The 15743-nt window shown below is 68.3% G+C and carries 11 protein-coding genes; 7 read left to right on the forward strand and 4 right to left on the reverse strand.

The window, feature by feature from the left end:
• Window positions 1-4 precede the first annotated feature (4 nt).
• Window positions 5-814: an IS5 family transposase gene (locus tag OF380_RS25560; protein ID WP_264048435.1), complete on the forward strand. Its 810-nt coding sequence runs from the start codon at window positions 5-7 to the stop codon at window positions 812-814.
• A gap of 1548 nt (window positions 815-2362) precedes the next feature.
• Here OF380_RS25560 and OF380_RS25565 read toward each other — a convergent pair.
• The 4 genes from OF380_RS25565 to OF380_RS25580 form a co-directional block, all read right to left on the reverse strand.
• The gene (locus OF380_RS25565; protein WP_264048436.1) at window positions 2363-2761 is read right to left on the reverse strand and encodes a hypothetical protein; all 399 of its coding nucleotides are present in this window, start codon (window positions 2759-2761) and stop codon (window positions 2363-2365) included.
• Between the two features lie 565 nt (window positions 2762-3326).
• Complete coding sequence (locus OF380_RS25570; RefSeq protein ID WP_264048437.1) at window positions 3327-4244, reverse strand: BLUF domain-containing protein; 918 nt, start codon at window positions 4242-4244, stop codon at window positions 3327-3329.
• 32 nt (window positions 4245-4276) lie between these two features.
• Window positions 4277-5962 carry a putative bifunctional diguanylate cyclase/phosphodiesterase gene (locus tag OF380_RS25575; RefSeq protein ID WP_264048438.1) on the reverse strand — a complete coding sequence of 562 codons (1686 nt, stop codon included), beginning with the start codon at window positions 5960-5962 and terminating at the stop codon, window positions 4277-4279.
• 327 nt (window positions 5963-6289) lie between these two features.
• On the reverse strand, window positions 6290-6727 hold the full coding sequence (locus OF380_RS25580) for a MucR family transcriptional regulator (RefSeq protein WP_264048439.1): 438 nt from the start codon (window positions 6725-6727) through the stop codon (window positions 6290-6292).
• A gap of 480 nt (window positions 6728-7207) precedes the next feature.
• Here OF380_RS25580 and OF380_RS25585 point away from each other — a divergent pair, with 480 nt between their 5' ends.
• The 6 genes from OF380_RS25585 to OF380_RS25610 all read left to right on the forward strand — a co-directional run bounded on the left by OF380_RS25585 (window position 7208) and on the right by OF380_RS25610 (window position 15476).
• Window positions 7208-7540: a hypothetical protein gene (locus tag OF380_RS25585; protein WP_264048440.1), complete on the forward strand. Its 333-nt coding sequence runs from the start codon at window positions 7208-7210 to the stop codon at window positions 7538-7540.
• 582 nt (window positions 7541-8122) lie between these two features.
• Complete coding sequence (locus OF380_RS25590) at window positions 8123-8338, forward strand: hypothetical protein (protein WP_264048441.1); 216 nt, start codon at window positions 8123-8125, stop codon at window positions 8336-8338.
• A 247-nt stretch (window positions 8339-8585) separates the two neighbouring features.
• On the forward strand, window positions 8586-9050 hold the full coding sequence (locus OF380_RS25595; protein WP_264048442.1) for a BON domain-containing protein: 465 nt from the start codon (window positions 8586-8588) through the stop codon (window positions 9048-9050).
• A gap of 139 nt (window positions 9051-9189) precedes the next feature.
• Window positions 9190-9933 (forward strand): cyclic nucleotide-binding domain-containing protein, encoded by a 744-nt coding sequence (locus OF380_RS25600; RefSeq protein WP_264048443.1) that lies wholly within the window; start codon window positions 9190-9192, stop codon window positions 9931-9933.
• A gap of 250 nt (window positions 9934-10183) precedes the next feature.
• Complete coding sequence (locus OF380_RS25605; RefSeq protein WP_264048444.1) at window positions 10184-11356, forward strand: YihY/virulence factor BrkB family protein; 1173 nt, start codon at window positions 10184-10186, stop codon at window positions 11354-11356.
• A gap of 154 nt (window positions 11357-11510) precedes the next feature.
• Window positions 11511-15476, forward strand: a complete 3966-nt coding sequence (locus tag OF380_RS25610; protein WP_404810512.1) for a PAS domain S-box protein — start codon at window positions 11511-11513, stop codon at window positions 15474-15476.
• The last annotated feature ends 267 nt before the right edge of the window (window positions 15477-15743 follow it).

Genomic DNA, 15743 nt, shown 5'->3' on the forward strand with positions numbered 1-15743 from the left:
GGGCATGACCTCTTCGCGCAGATCCTACCCATCCGATGTCTCCGATGATGAGTGGGCGCTGGTCGCCCCTTACCTGACGCTGCTGCGCGAGGATGCGAGACAGCGCGAGCATAGCTTGCGCGAGGTGTTCAACGGCCTGCGCTACGTCGTGAAGACAGGCGCACCGTGGCGGTGGATGCCCAATGACCTGCCACCCTGGGAAGCCGTCTATCAGCAGGCCCAGCGTTGGCTGGCGGCCGGCTGCTTCGAGCAACTGGCTGACGACCTCCGCGCGCTGCTGCGTCTGGCCTCCGGACGTTCGCCTGAGCCCAGCGCGGCGATCCTCGACAGTCGGACCTTGCGTTCGACGCCCGAGAGCGGCGAGCGGGCTGGCTACGATGGCGCCAAGCGCAAGAAGGGCTCGAAAGTCCACCTGGCCGTCGATACGCTCGGCCACCTCCTGGCCCTGCACGTCACGCCCGCCGACGCCGACGATCGCGCCCAGGTCGGGCGTCTGGCGCAAGCCGTGCAGGCCGCCACCGGCGACAGCATCGACCTGGCCTACGTCGACCAGGGGTACACCGGTGAGAAACCGGCCCAGTCCGCCCGCGAGCACGGCATCGAACTGGAGGTCGTCAGACTGCCCGAGGCCAAGCGCGGCTTCGTCCTGCTGCCGCGGCGCTGGGTGGTGGAGCGCTCCTTCGCCTGGGCGACCCGCTTCCGACGCCTCGTCAAGGACTACGAGCGCTATCCCAGTACGCTCGCAGATCTCCACATCGTCGCCTTCGTCTGCCTCATGCTCAAACAAGCCGCTCAACTCGCGGCCAGTTCATAACAGCCTCTAGGAGATGCCGTCCGACGATGCTGCTGTGACATGCACGGTAGGTCCGGAGGGCCTACCTAAGCCGCGGTCGCTCCTGAACGAGGCTGGCCGCGCCGTCGCGGCGGCGGAGGCAGCACCTGGGGTCGCGTGCCACCTCCGCCCTCTCAACGTTTCCTCCCGAGACTTATGGCCGTCTCTTGGAGGAGGCTGTATCGAGTATCGGCAACATATCGTCAATGCGGCAAAATGCTTAGAATTATAGCGCTTGCCTGTTCTGTGGAACCTGGAATACCAGCTTGCGTTGCCGCAATGCAGCATAGCGATGGCATCGCCTTGCGGCCGTCCTACTTCGGGCGTTTCCTCCCTAGACTTGGGGCCGTCCTTCGGGATGGCCCCCTTTAGGGGCGACAGTCCTTCGTGAAAGTCTCCTTACAGTCGACGACCGGTCATGAACGCAACCGGCTTCCTGCCTTGGCCCCCAGCCGGAGGCGGTGGGTAAGGCTCCGGTCGTTTCGATGGTGTGGCGACCCTGAGGCACCCGGCCTTGACCTACGGTCGCATGCGGGGTGGCGGACCGCTTGGGAGGTGACGTGAGATCCTGGTTCCTCGGGTAGGCTCGTCATGAAGATGTCTTCGGCAGTGGCCTTCCATGCCATGATCCCGGATCCAGTCGACCCGCATGGCTTGCTGCAAGCGCTCGACGGGCCGGCGTGAGGTTGCGTAGGATCGCACCTTCCGCAGCCCCTCAAAGCCCACCTTCCCCGATGTCCCGCCGAGCCTTCTATGCAGTCTGCGTGGCCTCTTTCACCCTCCCGGTGGCAGGGCTTTGCCTAGCCATCGGTTCGTTGCTCGACATGGGTCGTCTGCTGCCTGAGGACGTTCATCCTCACGCGATCCTCGGGCTGGCGCTTGGCGTCAGCATGATCCTCGGTGGTTTCACCGCCAGATAGTTCATCGAAATCCGGTGCCGGTGTCCCGTGTACGGGTGTCGAACCGGGATCTCCATGAGCCTAGCCTTGGGACTGCCATCACACCTCCGAACTCCGAGGCGCTGCGGTACAGCATCCGTCGGTCGGTGCGCACAGGCGAGGATTGCGGCTGGCGCCGTCGAGTACTGTCGCCCTCGGGCTGTCACCGAACCACTATGCCGGTCTGGCTCATCATGAGGACGCGCGGCAGGCCCGGAAGGCGAGGAAGGACGAACCTGTAGGTCCCCCCTCCCCCCGTGCGAACCGTCCATGGGCCGCGTTCCGGTAGGTCTCGCCCCCATCGGAAGTTCCACAGGGATGCGAGCCCGGTTCGGGGATGTCACCCGCCAACCGAGCGGCAGGGACGTTCGAAGTCCTTGGAGACGGGAGGAACGAGCAAGCCTACCAGCAACTGAGAGCACTATCCCTCGATGGTCGCTTGGCTCCCTTCCTGGCTCTATGCGAAGAGGCAGGATGCCGCCTTCCGATGGCGAACGCGCGCAGGTTCTCGACGACACAGCCGGGCTGGCCCGGGCGGGTGCGCGGAGGGCATATGAAGACCTAGGCTTGCCAGACGCGCGCACGGGACCCGTCAGCCTTTCGCATCGCGCGGGGGAACCCGGCTGAGGGTGTGATCGTCCGGCAGGTCCTGGCCGGCATTTGCGATGTGCCAGGCCGCTTCGTTGATGGAAGCCTCGGCTCTCCCGCTACCCCGATGGTCGATCCCGAAATACATAAGTTCACCCTCCTCGTTCACGAACTCGATGAGGGCACCGATCTCCTTGTACCGTGAATCGAACAAGTGCTCCGTAACGAGCATGATGCGCTGTGTCTTATCCAGGCCGGGAAATATCCTGAGGTTCTTATTGGTGGATATGATCTCAAGATCGGTTCCGTCGGCGCTTTCGTGGATGTCACAGTAATAGCTGCCTTCCTCCGGAGCGAAATCGTAGTTGCTGGGAGGGGACGTGCAGATACGTACCATGTCCATCAGGAGTCTCCGTCTCTTGGCATGATGCGCGGGATCGCCCATGCCGGAACTGCTCGTTCCGGGGCACTCAGGCTCTGGCGGTCGCCGTCGATTGGCTCTCCGCGCATCTAACTAGGCGCATACGGCATCGCGTCCATCGCCCAGCGAAGACTTGGGACAGTCCGCTGGCCGAGGCCGTATCGCTCGGCTCGTGTCCATGCCGACGCGTTTCGACGTTGGCCTACGGAGCGGATGGGGTTCGCGGCGCCGCATGCTGGCACTGGCATGCTTCCGTGCACGGCGGACCGCGGTCGGAACGCCCGCGCTTCCGACGCTCGCTCACGAGAGGCTGGGGATTGCGGACGTTCCCGGCGTCCGAGGCTGCTTCCCCGTTCCCCCCGGCGAGCATCGTTTGGGGGCGTATGACGATGCGATGTCGTGCCGGGTCAGGCGACGGGGCCGCCGTTGCGGCTCCGCATCGAACCCCTGCGCGGCTCGTTCTCCCTGTATCGCTAGCGCCGGGATATCCCGCCCGGGCAAGGCCCGCCATGCGCGTCCGGGCGTGGCAGGCAAGCCCAATCACCCTTCAGGCCACGACCCTGATCGATGCGCCCTGGCGCTCCTGACGGTGGTCGCCGGAACCTTGGGAATCCACGCCCATGGAGCCCGAGGCAACCGCGCCGGCCTCTCGGCTCATTGCCGTGGCCAGCACGTGCGCGCGCATCGCCCAAAGGTCACGCTCCCGACGAAGGGTCTCCGACCCTCCCAGATCGAGGGCGTGGGCGATGCGCAGGTCGTCGAGCTCGCCGCGCAGTTCGTTCGTGAGGGAGCGCTCCTGCGCGAGGGCGGCTCGTAGGATCGCGATCACGGCGGCCTGGCCGCTCGGGTCGGTTCCCTCGCTGGACGACACGCGCGGGGCAAGGGGCATCCCTTGCATCGGGGCCGCATCCGGGGCGGCCTGGATGTCCCGGCCAGGTCGCGGCAGCTCCGCGCGGACCCGCTCGACGTCCAGTGCGGCGCTGGCATTGCCAGGATGTCTCGACGGGACCGGCGACGCGCTCGCCACCGCGGGCAGGCCTTCCTCTTCGAGCACGAGCTCGTGCAGCATCGCGAAAACCGCGTCGCCGTCGAGCCGTGACAAGTCGAAGCCTGTTCCGGCGGCAATCCCGTCCCAGCGGGCACGAGCCGATTCCGACTGCCCCACGAACGCCATCGACCAGCTTTCGAAGCCACGGCGTTCGGCCGGGCCGCATTGCAGGACCGTGACATCGCCGTGGCGGGGGTCGCACTGGATGCGCTCGAAGGTGCCTTCCACGCCCTCCTGCGGGCCTTCCAGCACCTGCGCGAACGCACCGGCGTTGAACATCAGGGCTCCCGTGACGCCGGCCCGGGCGTTGTTGCGCTGGGAGGCCTCAAGGATCTGCGCAACCGCCTGGGCGATCTCGGCGTCGGAACCCTGCAGGAAGTTCTTGCTGGCATAGACGAGGCGATACAGGTCGCACATGACGGCGGCTCCGGGTGGATTGTCTTATCGGGTCAGGTGGCAGGCCAATCGGCCGAGAGGAACCTGAGGACCTCGGCTGCCGGGACGGGCTTGCTGATGAGGTAGCCCTGCACGTCGGTGCAGCCCTCCGCGCGGATGCGCTCCATCTGGTCGGCGGTCTCCACGCCTTCCGCCACGGTCGTCATGCCGAGGCTCTTGCCCAGGCCCGCGATGGCGCGGATGATGGCCTCGCCGTCGCGCTTGCCCGAGAGGTCGCTCACGAAGGAACGGTCGATCTTGATCTTGTCGAAGGGAAAGCTGCGCAGGTAGCTCAGGGACGAGTACCCGGTGCCGAAATCGTCCATCGAGACGCGGACACCGAGTTCCCGGAGGCGATGCAGGGTCTGCAAGGTCTTCTCGCTCTCCTGCAGCAGCACGCCCTCGGTGATCTCCACCTCCAGGCGGGTGGCCGGCAGCCCCGAGGACGATAAGGCCGACATCACCATCTCGACGAGACGCTCGCTCTTGAACTGCGCCGGCGAGACGTTGACCGCGACGGAAAGCGGCGCAGGCCAGGTCACCGCGTCGCGGCAGGCCTGCCGCATCACCCACTCGCCGATGGGCACGATCAGGCCGATCTCCTCGGCCAACGGGATGAAGTCGAGCGGCGAGACCATGCCACGCTCTGGGTGCTGCCAGCGGATGAGCGCCTCGCATCCGACAAGGCGGTTGCCGTCCAGCTGCAGCTGCGGTTGGTAGTGGAGCTGGAACTCGCGGCGTGCCAGCGCCTGGCGCATGTCGAGTTCGAGCCGGCGGCGCGCCTGCATGCGCGCATCCATCTCGGGCTCGAAGAAGCGGTAGGTAGCCCTGTCGTCGAGCTTGGCCCGGTAGAGTGCGAGGTCGGCGTTCTTCAGGAGCCTGTCGGCCTCGGTGCCGTCGTTCGGCGCGAGCGCGACGCCGACGCTTGCGCCGATGGTGAGCAGGTGCCCGTCGACCATGTATGTCCGCCCGACGAGGTCCACGAGCCGGCGTGCCAGGGCCTGGGTGTCGGCGGCCTCGCGTATGCCCGTCTGAAGGATGACGAACTCGTCGCCGCCGATCCGCGCGACGGTATCGGTCGGGCGCACGGTGGTTCGGAGGCGGTCGGCCACCTTCTTCAGCAAGGCGTCGCCCATGGGGTGGCCCAGGGTGTCGTTAACCGGCTTGAAGCGGTCGAGGTCGATCAGCAGGATGGCGCAGGCCTCGCCGGTGCGCTGCAGGCGTCCCACTGCTTCCTTGAGACGCTCGCGCAGGAGGACGCGGTTCGGCAGCCCCGTGAGGGAATCGTGCCGTGCCATCTCGTCCGCCTGAACCTCGGCGGCCCTGCGGGCGGTGACGTCCTCGAACGCGACCGCCCATCCGCCACCTGCGACCGGGTGCAGGTTGACCTCAAGGAGGCGATCCTGAAGCGTGACTTCGAAGGTGGCGGAATGGTGCTGCCCAAAGGCGCGCGGGAGCCGTGCCATCACTTGGCGCCAGCCATCGCCGGCGCCGTGGCGGACGGCGCGCAGTGCCTGCCGGACCGAGGCGCCTTCGGAGAGAGAGCCAGGCAAGCCGTCCAGCAGGCGTACCGCCCGGTCCGTGGACAGTGTGATGCGTCCCTGATCGTCCACGAGCACCATCCCATGGCGCATCGCGTTCAGGTAAGGCAGCAACCCTGCAGCGGATGGCGGCGCGTCCGCCACCGATGCGGCGCGCATCCTTGCTTCGCCGCGCAAGCCATGGCCAGGATAGGCGCGTGAGGGGGCGGCCATGTCTGGGCACTCCGTTGTCCCGGCCAGGATCGTTCGGACCGGGCCGACGGAGTGTTTGCGCGCAAATGACTAAATTTGCGCTAAGCCTGTCCTTCCCAAGGGACGGACAGGGGCGGTGGCGGCGCTCCCGAAGGTTCCTGGCCGGGATAGGTCATGCCTTCCGGAAGGAGGCCGCCCCGGGGCAGGCGGCCTTGATGCGCGGCGCTCGTTCGGCTTCGGCCTTCAGCGGTCGTCTCCGCCGCTCCGGCCGCTTTCCCGAACGGTCCGGTCGGGTCAGGGGGCCTTCGCCGCAGCCTTCCGACGGCTCCCGAGCCCAATCGCACGGGCTAGCTCCGAGCGTTGCGCCGAATAGCCGGCGGACGTCATCGGATAGTCCGCCGGCAGGCCGTGCTTCGCGCGGTACGCCTCGGGGGTGAGCCCCCGTATCGTGAGGTGCCGGCGAAGCGTCTTGTACGGCTTGCCGTCCTCGAAGCTGACCAGCCCGTCATGCGTGATGGACTTCCTGATCTGGGCTGCGGTGGCCTTCCCGACGCCGGTTTCGTCCGGTGCGGCAGGTCCACCCATGGCCAGGCCGCTGATCGCCCCATGCACGCCGGCAAGAAGGCTGCCCAGTTCGCTCACGGGAACGGAGTTGTTGGACACGTACGCGGCTACGATCTCGGCCGCCATCCCAAGGTGGTCTGCTCGTGTATCCGCTGCGGCTTCGGTCATGGCTCGGTCATCTCGGTTGGGTCGATGATTCTTAAGACGCGTGACCACGCGGAAATCAAGGTCTATCCTTGCCCGATGCCGCCGGGAGCATCCGTTTACTTCGCGCAACGGGACCGGCCGGGCCGCATCGGGGCGACCTCCGCCGTCGACGTCGATCAACCCGCGACAAACTCTTGTTCATCCCGACCGACGGAACCGGAAACGGCGTCGTCTCTTCACTTTCCATGCAGGCGTGCGAGGGAGGCCATCGTGAGTTCAGGCGAGAAGACGCGGCCCGGGATCCTCGACGTTCCGCCGAAGGGGAAGTCCCTCGTGGAGCCCAGGACGACAGACGACCCCGCGGAGGCCGGGCCGACGTCGCCGGGGCCCGTGAAGCCCTCCCGGGACCCCGGTCCGGCAACGGGGGGATACGACGACCACTCCCCGAGCCGGCACCCGACGAACAAGGAAGGTGGATATGGGGCTGGTTGAGGGAGCGCCATGACGGAAGCGGATCGCGCGGAATGGCGAGCCGCCGGCCTGAGGGCCGGCGCGGTCTATGGCGATGATCTCGCCGTCCTGATGCATGGCCGGGACGCCGGCGACGCGCAGGTCAGGAACCTGATGGAGGTGCTCAGCCTGAACCTGCGGGCTGAGGCGCAAAGGCTTCGGGGCCTGGAGGTGTCCGAGGAACTGATCGACGAGTACGCGCGCGCAGCCGTCGAGAGCGTGATGTTGCGGATGCAGGCCCTGCGCGAGGGACCGGACGCCCGCAGTGATTCGCATCCGCAGGACGCGTGCCGGCAAAGCCCAGCGGCACGGCTCGGATCGTAGTCACTGACGCCCGTACGAGCCAGCATGCGGCAGACGCCTATGCATGATCGTGCATATCGCGGCTTAATCCTGCATTAAGGTTCTGGACAGGTTCGCCGTGGCTGGACCATGATCGACGCCCTGAGAGCAACGCGCGGAGGCGCCGGCGATGGGTGGGTATTGGCTCTGTGACACGCCGCACGGAACGTTCCACATTCGGCGTACCTGTCTCGGACCGGAAGACCGCTACATGGTCCTGTTCGACGATGACCTGCTGGGGACGTGCGGCTCCGTCGAGCAGGGACTCAGGCTCCTCACGGAAGAACACGCGTTCAAGGCCGCGTGCGGACTGGACATCGCGCGCATGTCCATCCCGCGTTCGTTGAGCGGCTGGACGTTCGCGCCCACGGCCCATCCCGTCAAAGGCGGCGCGCAGGAACACCTCGGAACGGACGGGGCCCCGGGCGCTCCGCCGCGCAGGGCGTCCGGATATGAGACGCGGACCGGGACGGATCCAAGCCTTTCCCGTGTCCTTGCGCTGGATCAAGGCCGGCGTCCCCTGTCAGGGCCAAGGTGACCACACTCGACAGGCAGGAGAACGCCATGCGGATGTTCCTCGTTAGGTTTCACAAGACCGTCAGCGATGGTCGAGGTCACGATCACCGCGTCCTGCAGCGACAGGTCCTCGTGCGGGCTACCACGGATGTGGCGGCCCTTTGGGACGCGAAGGCGAGGTTCTGCAGGGCGCTCGGCATCTCCGATTGGAGGTTCCGCGCCGATGGATGCGACCTCGCCGAGGTGCCTGCCATCGCCGCATGAGCGTGCCCGCGACGCGATCCCGTGTGCCACCCGCGAACGGAAACGGACCGGCGGTCCCCCCATGGGGATAGCGAAGCGGGACCGAGGTCACGGGTCCGGCACGCCGGATCGCGCGGACGGCATGTTGCAGGCGCTTCATCGGTCGGGCGCGGATTGCCATGGTTGGCGCGGCTTGGGTTCCGGGTAGATCCGGTCGGGTGGCGGATGATCCGGGAGGCTCGTCCCCCGAAACGTCAAGGACGAGGACATGCGCGATACGGTCATCCGACTCGACGTCCTGGAGGAACTCCACCTGGAGGGCGGCGGGGCCGCCTCCGGCATCCAGGTCGCGGTCCGGCGGGGTTGCGTGACCCTGGCCGGCGCGGTTCCCTCGTCGGCCGCCCGGTCCGATGCTGAGCGCGCGGCCTGGAAGGTGCGCGGCGTCCTGGACGTGATCGACGAGCTTCTTGTGCGGCCGTCCGCCGGACGCTCGGACGAGGACCTCGCACGACGCGCCGCGGCCTTGTTCGAACCCGCCGGCGATCCCCTCAGGACCCTGGGCGTAACGCTGGAGGGTGGCTGGATCCTGCTGACCGGTCAGGTCGGCTCGGAGGCCGCGAAGGCCGGGGCCCGGAAGGCCCTCGGCACACTTCCCGGAGTGGCAGGAATCGTGAACCTGCTGGAGGTCGTCGCAGCCCAGCCGAGAGCTGAGGGGGCCCTGGCCGAGGGCTGAGGCCCATCCGCCTTCCATTCCTCGGCGGTCGATTGCGTTGGATCAATGCGCGACCGTCGGGGCACGCCATCCTTGGCTTGCGGGGCGCGTCGTCGCCTGGCCGGCGGCATCGCCGACCGCCCCCGCCGGGAGAATGCGAATGCAGGTCGATACGGGTTCTTGCGAGGCGTCCGCGCAGGCGTGCCGGCAGAGGCCGTCGGGGAACGGATGCGAGAACTGTCAGGTCCGTCCGATCAGCGTCTGCTCGGCCCTGTCGGTCCGCGAGCTCGCGGAGATGGAGGCACTCAGCCAGCATGCGAGGCTGGACAAGGGCCAGGCCCTGTTCGGCCAGGACGAGCCGGCAGGCGCCGTGTTCAACGTCATCGAGGGATCCCTGCGTCTGTCACGCCTGCTTCCCGACGGACGGCGCCAGGTCATGGGCTTCGCCCTGCCGGGCGACTTCCTCGGTCTCGCTCCTCAGGAGCGCCACTCGGTCTCGGCCGAGGCGCTTGCGCCGGTGCGGACGTGTCGCTTCGAGCGCCGGGACTTCGCCAGGCTGGTCGAGGCTAAGCCCCACCTGCTCATGAGCCTGCACGAGCGGGCCGGGTACGAACTTACGCTCGCGCAGGACCAGATGTTGTTGCTGGGTCGCCGCACCGCCGAGGAGAAGGTGGCCGCGTTCCTGCTCGCCCTGCGCGAGCGCTACGCCCGGGCCACCGGGCATGCCTCCGTCACGGTCGAGCTGCCGATGGGACGCCAGGATATGGGTGACTACCTTGGCCTGACCATCGAGACGGTGAGCCGCATGCTGACACGCCTGGACCGTGCACGGGCCATCCTGCTCGTGCCCGGCGGCGCGCGCCTGCTCGACGTGGTCAGGCTGGAGCGCCTCGCCGCAAGCTAGGGGCGGGATCCCGATGTGGGATAGTGCTGGCCGCCAGGAACATCCAGGCTTTCGGACCTTCCTCTCACGCTGACCGGACGCGATCCTTCCTCGCCGCCCAGTCGGCCCCTCGAAGGTCCGCTCGGCAGGGAACGGGTGCCCTTTGTTCCTCCGGGCGACCGAGCCGGACCGGCGCTCGGCAACAAAGCGGGGCCGTTGCCGTTGTGCGAATAGTCAAGGTCATACCCGTGACCTGCCGCCCCGGTGAGACATGACGGACCAGCCGACCTCGTCCAACCCCTCCGACCCGCCCGGAAGGATCCCCGCGGCCTTGTGGACCATGTTCTTGGGCACCGCGCTCGTGGGCCTCGTGGCGCTTCCGCGAAGGAGGATGGGGCCTCCGACCGTTGCGGACGGTGCCGGGAGAGCCGGAGTGAAGCTCGGGACGGAGGAAGGACCGGTCTCGCGTGAGGGCCCGGCGGCGGCCCGCCTGGCCGAGGCCGAGGCTGACCGCGGGCGCAAGGCAGGCGCACCCTCCGAGATACCAGCCAAGGGCTGGAAGGACATCGCCTTGCGGCTGTATCGGGAGTTCGGCAACGACCGCATCCTGCTGGTCGCGGCGGGCGTCACCTTCTACGCCATCCTCGCCCTGTTCCCGGCCGTCGCGGCGCTGGTCTCGATCTACGGTGCGGTCGCGGACCCGAGCACCATCAACGAGCACCTGAACGACCTGCGCGGCATCCTGCCGGACGGCGCCATCGACATCATCGGCGGGCAGGTGAAGCACCTCACCGCCAAGGGCAGCGGCACACTTGGTTGGACTGCCGTGATCAGCATCCTGATCTCGCTCTGGAGTGCCAACGGTGGCGTCAAGGCGATCTTCGATGCGCTCAACATCGCCTACGAGGAGGAGGAGAAACGCTCCTTCATCACGCTCAACCTGCAATCCCTTGCCTTCACTGCCGGCGCTTTGGTCTTCGTCGTATTGGCGCTGACCGGCATCGTGGTGGTGCCGGCCGTGCTGCAGGTGCTCGGCCTTGACGAGAAGGCCTGGTACATCGCGCTCTTGCGGTTCCCGGCCCTGCTGCTGCTCGTCGTCGGTACGCTCGCCGTCCTCTACCGCTACGGCCCAAGCCGCAGGAAGCCGAAGTGGCGCTGGGTGACCTGGGGCAGCGTGGTGGCCGGCGTGCTCTGGCTCATCGTCTCGGGCCTGTTCTCCTGGTACGTGGCCAACTTCGGCAGCTACAACGAGACCTACGGCTCGCTGGGAGCGGCCATCGGCTTCATGACCTGGATCTGGCTGTCCACCACGGTGGTGCTGCTTGGCGCGGAGTTGAACGCCGAGATGGAGCACCAGACGGCTCACGACACCACGGTCGGCGGCCAGAAACCGCTGGGCGCGCGCCAGGCCCGCATGGCGGACACCGTCGCCGCGTCCGGCTGAGCGCGGACTGCATGGACGTCCCCGACGTCGGTCAAGGGCGATTGCGTAGCATCCCAACCCGGCCTACGGCTCGCCGGCGATCATGGGCGGGTGGTTCCCATCCCCTACGGACGTCCGCCATCCTCCTCAACCCGCCCCGTACGCCATCCTGAACATGTCATCACGACACACGCCGGACGAGCCGGGCCCAGTCGCCTGCCAAGCGATCTTCGACAGCGCCGTCGACTTCGCCATCATCGCGACCGACCACGATGGGCTCGTCACGGCCTGGAACCCGGGCGCCGAGCGCATCCTGGGCTGGTCGGCCGTGGAGATGATCGGCCAGCCGACGGCGACCTTCTTCACGCCGGAGGACCGTGCCTCCGACCGACCGGCGACGGAGATGCGCCGCGCGACCGAGACCGGTCGTGCCGCCGACGAGCGCTGGCACCTGCGCAAGGATGGGTCCCGCTTCTGGGCAAGCGGCGAGCTGATGCCCCTGCGCTCGCGCGACGGGTCCGACCTCGGTTTCCTCAAGATGCTGCGCGACCGCACGGATGCCGTCGCGACGGAAGGGGAGACGCGGCGAAGCAGGGACGAGCTCCAGGTCGTCACCGACGCGCTGCCGGTGCTCATCAGCTTCATCGACAGGGACCATGTCTACCGCTTCGCGAACCGGCATTACGAGACCTGGTTCGGACGGCCCGCGACCGAGATCCTCGACCGACCCGTGCGGGAGGTCGTCGGCGAGGAGGTCTTCGCGGCGCGGCTACCCTTCATGGCGCGCGCGCTCGCCGGCGAGGACGTCACCTTCGACGCGCCGATGCCGTATCGAGGCGGCACCACGCGGCAATCCGAGATCCGCTACGTCCCCCGCCGGGCGGAAGGCGGAGCTATCGACGGATTCTTCGTGATGGTCACCGACATCTCCGAAAGGCAGGCCGTCCAAGCCGACCTGCAGGAGGCCGAGGGCCGCCTCAGGCTGGCCCTGGAGGGGGCCGGCACCGGCATCTACGACTACGACCTCGTCACCGGCGCGCTGACCTGGGACGCGCGGACCCGCGCCCTGTTCGGCATCGGGCCCGACGAGCCGGTCTCGTTCGAGGGTACCTACCTCGCGGGCCTCCATCCTGAGGACCGGCGGCGGGCGGATGCGGCGGTCCAGGCGGCCATCCGCTCGCAGGGCGCATTCCAACTCGAATACCGGGTCATCGGGCGCGCCGACGGCGCCGTGCGCCACCTCGCCGCCAATGGCACGACGGTGTTCCGGGACGGGAGGGCCGTTCGCTTCGTCGGCACCGTGCGCAACGTCACGGAGGCCCGGGCCGCGGAAGCCCAGGCGCACAGGCTCGCCGCCCTTGTCGAGCAGTCGTCGGACTTCATCGGGCTCGCCGACCTGGACGGGAAGGCCGAGTTCGTGAACGAGGCGGGCCGTTGGCTCGTCGGCCTGGCAAGCCTGGACGAGGCTCGCGGCTACAACCTGGTCGACTACTTCGAGCCGCAGGACCGGCCGACGGTGATGCGGGAGGTTCTCCCGGCCGTGCGCGAGAGCGGCTTCTGGGAAGGCGACCTCTGCTTCCGCAACTTCGCGACCGGCGCGGCGGTCCCGGTGCACTACACCATCTTCCCCGTCCGCGACGCGCACGGCGCCCTCTCGGGCTACGGCACCGTCACGCGCGACCTCACCGAGCGACGGCGTCAGGAAGCCTTCCGGGATGCGTTGATCGTATTCGGTGACAGGCTTCGCGCCTGCACCGGCACCGCCGAGATGGCCGGGGTCGGAGCCGAGATCATGGCCCGTACGCTTGGCCTCGACCGGGCCGGGTACGGCACGGTCGAGGAGACGCTGCAGCACGTCGTGATCGAGCGTGACTGGACTGCGCCAGGCATCGCCAGCATCGCGGGTCGCCATCGCTTCGGCGGCTACGGCGAGGTCCGGGCCGATTTGGAGCAAGGCCGGGAGGTCGTCATCCGGGACGTGACCACGGATTCCCGCACAGCGGGCGACGCGCAGGCCCTAATCTCGGTCGGCGCCCGGGCCCTGATCAACGTGCCCGTGATGGAGCACGGCCGCCTGGTCGCCCTCTTCTTCCTGCATGACCGGCAGGTCCGGGACTGGCGCATCGACAAGCTCGCCTTCATCCGGGACATCGCCGAGCGGACCCGCGCCGCCATCGAGCGCTTCCGCGCCGAGGAGCGCCGCCGCGAAAGCGAGGAGCAGTTCCGGGTGTTCGCCCAGGCCATGCCGAACCACGTCTGGGCGGCGGACGACACGGGCGAACTCTACTGGTTCAACGAGCAGGTCTACGCCTACAGCGGCGCGCGGCCCGGTGAGCTCGACGGCGCGGCGTGGGCGGCCATCGTCCATCCCGAGGACGTCGAGCCGGCGGGCATGGCCTGGGCGGGGACGCTCGCGACGGGCGCCCACTACGAGACCGAGTTCCGGATCCGCCGGGCGGATGGGGCCTATCGCTGGTTCCTGGTACGCGCCGAGCCCATCCGTGCGCCGGATGGCTCGGTCGTCCGCTGGATCGGCACCAACACCGACATCGAGGACCGGAAGCGCGCCACGGCGCAGCTGGAACGCCTCAACGCAGGCCTGGAGCAGCAGGTCGAGGAGCGCACGCGCGACCGCGACCGCATGTGGCGGCTCTCGACCGACGTCATGCTCGTCGCCGACTTCCAGGCCCGAATCGAGGCGGTCAACCCGGCTTGGACAACCCTCTTCGGCTGGGCGCAGGACGAGTTGGCCGGCGCGGACTTCATGGGCCTCGTCCACCCCGAGGACGTCGCTGCCACGCTCGCCGAGGTCGGCAAGCTCGCGCAAGGCATCACCACCCTGCGCTTCGAGAACCGCTACCGGCGGAAGGACGGCGTCTACCGCTGGCTGTCGTGGACCGCGGTGCCGGCCGAGGACCACATCCACGCCGTGGGCCGGGACGTCCAGGCCGAGAAGGAGGCCGCGCTGGCGCTCGCCAAGACAGAGGAGGCGCTGCGGCAATCGCAGAAGATGGAGGCAGTCGGGCAGTTGACCGGTGGTTTGGCCCACGACTTCAACAACCTGCTGACCGGCATCTCGGGCAGCCTTGAGCTCCTGCAGACCCGCATGAGCCAGGGCCGGCTGACCGACCTCGACCGCTACATCAACGCCGCCCAGGGAGCGTCGCGGAGGGCCGCGGCGCTCACGCACCGCCTGCTGGCCTTCTCGCGGCGCCAGACCCTCGACCCGAAGCCTACGGACGTGAACGCCCTCGTGCACGGCATGGAGGACCTGATCCGCCGGACGGTGGGCCCGTCCGTGCACATCGAGGTGGTGGGAGCCGGGGGCCTGTGGCCCGCACTGGTCGATCCGCCGCAGCTTGAGAACGCGCTGCTCAACCTCTGCATCAACGCACGCGACGCCATGCCGGACGGGGGGCGCATCACCATCGAGACCGCCAACAAGTGGCTCGACGAGCACGGGGCCCGGGAGCGCGAGCTGCCGCCCGGCCAGTACCTCTCGCTCTGCGTGACCGACACCGGCACCGGCATGACGCCCGACGTCGTCGCGCGCGCCTTCGACCCGTTCTTCACGACGAAGCCGACAGGCCAGGGCACCGGGCTCGGCTTGTCCATGATCTACGGCTTCGCCCGGCAGTCCGGCGGGCAGGTGCGGATCTACTCGGAGGTCGGCCAGGGCACGACCATGTGCATCTACCTGCCCCGCCACTACGGTGAGGCGGACGGGGCCGAGAGCCCGCCGGATCTCGCCTCCGCCCCCCGGGCCGAGCAGGGCGAGACGGTGCTGATCGTCGACGACGAACCGAGCATCCGCATGCTGGTCACCGAGGTGCTGGAGGATCTCGGCTACACCGCCATCGAGGCGGCGGACGCGCTCTCCGGGCTTAAGGTGCTGCAATCGGATGTGCGCATCGACCTCCTCGTCACCGACGTCGGCCTGCCTGGCGGCATGAACGGGCGTCAGATGGCGGACGCGGCCCGGGTGGGCCGGCCCGACCTCAGGGTGCTGTTCATCACCGGCTACGCCGAGAACGCCGCCGTCGGAAACGGCCACCTGGAACCCGGCATGGCGGTCCTGACGAAGCCCTTCGTGATGGAGGCGCTCGCCTCCCGCATCAAGGATCTGATCTCGGGTCCCTGACCCATCCTCCGGCCCGGAAGGTTCCGGTCACAGGAGCGGGCGGCCCTGTGGGTCGCGGCGCGCGGGAGGCCTGATCCCCATCGTCCGCTTATCGTCCGTCAAGCGGCACAGCCGAGCCGTCGGGGCCTTGTCCCGCGCGGTCACGATGGGCGCGTGCTGCACTTTGCAACCACAATCGAGGGCAGGCGAGCCGTGGCGCGCCCTGGCACCCGACAACGACGGCATGGAACCGTCCTCCTTCCGCCGGACGGCATGGGACGCATCGAT

It is taken from the genome of Methylobacterium sp. FF17 (assembly GCF_025813715.1).
Lineage (GTDB): Bacteria > Pseudomonadota > Alphaproteobacteria > Rhizobiales > Beijerinckiaceae > Methylobacterium > Methylobacterium flocculans.

Coding starts and splice junctions, on each gene's coding strand:
- OF380_RS25560 (WP_264048435.1), top strand. CDS start 5: ATGACCTCTTCGCGCAGATCCTACCCATCCGATGTCTCCGATGATGAG.
- OF380_RS25585 (WP_264048440.1), top strand. CDS start 7,208: ATGACGGAAGCGGATCGCGCGGAATGGCGAGCCGCCGGCCTGAGGGCC.
- OF380_RS25600 (WP_264048443.1), top strand. CDS start 9,190: ATGCAGGTCGATACGGGTTCTTGCGAGGCGTCCGCGCAGGCGTGCCGG.
- OF380_RS25610 (WP_404810512.1), top strand. CDS start 11,511: ATGTCATCACGACACACGCCGGACGAGCCGGGCCCAGTCGCCTGCCAA.
- OF380_RS25565 (WP_264048436.1), bottom strand. CDS start 2,761: ATGGACATGGTACGTATCTGCACGTCCCCTCCCAGCAACTACGATTTC.
- OF380_RS25570 (WP_264048437.1), bottom strand. CDS start 4,244: ATGTGCGACCTGTATCGCCTCGTCTATGCCAGCAAGAACTTCCTGCAG.
- OF380_RS25605 (WP_264048444.1), top strand. CDS start 10,184: ATGACGGACCAGCCGACCTCGTCCAACCCCTCCGACCCGCCCGGAAGG.
- OF380_RS25575 (WP_264048438.1), bottom strand. CDS start 5,962: ATGCGCGCCGCATCGGTGGCGGACGCGCCGCCATCCGCTGCAGGGTTG.
- OF380_RS25580 (WP_264048439.1), bottom strand. CDS start 6,727: ATGACCGAAGCCGCAGCGGATACACGAGCAGACCACCTTGGGATGGCG.
- OF380_RS25595 (WP_264048442.1), top strand. CDS start 8,586: ATGCGCGATACGGTCATCCGACTCGACGTCCTGGAGGAACTCCACCTG.
- OF380_RS25590 (WP_264048441.1), top strand. CDS start 8,123: ATGCGGATGTTCCTCGTTAGGTTTCACAAGACCGTCAGCGATGGTCGA.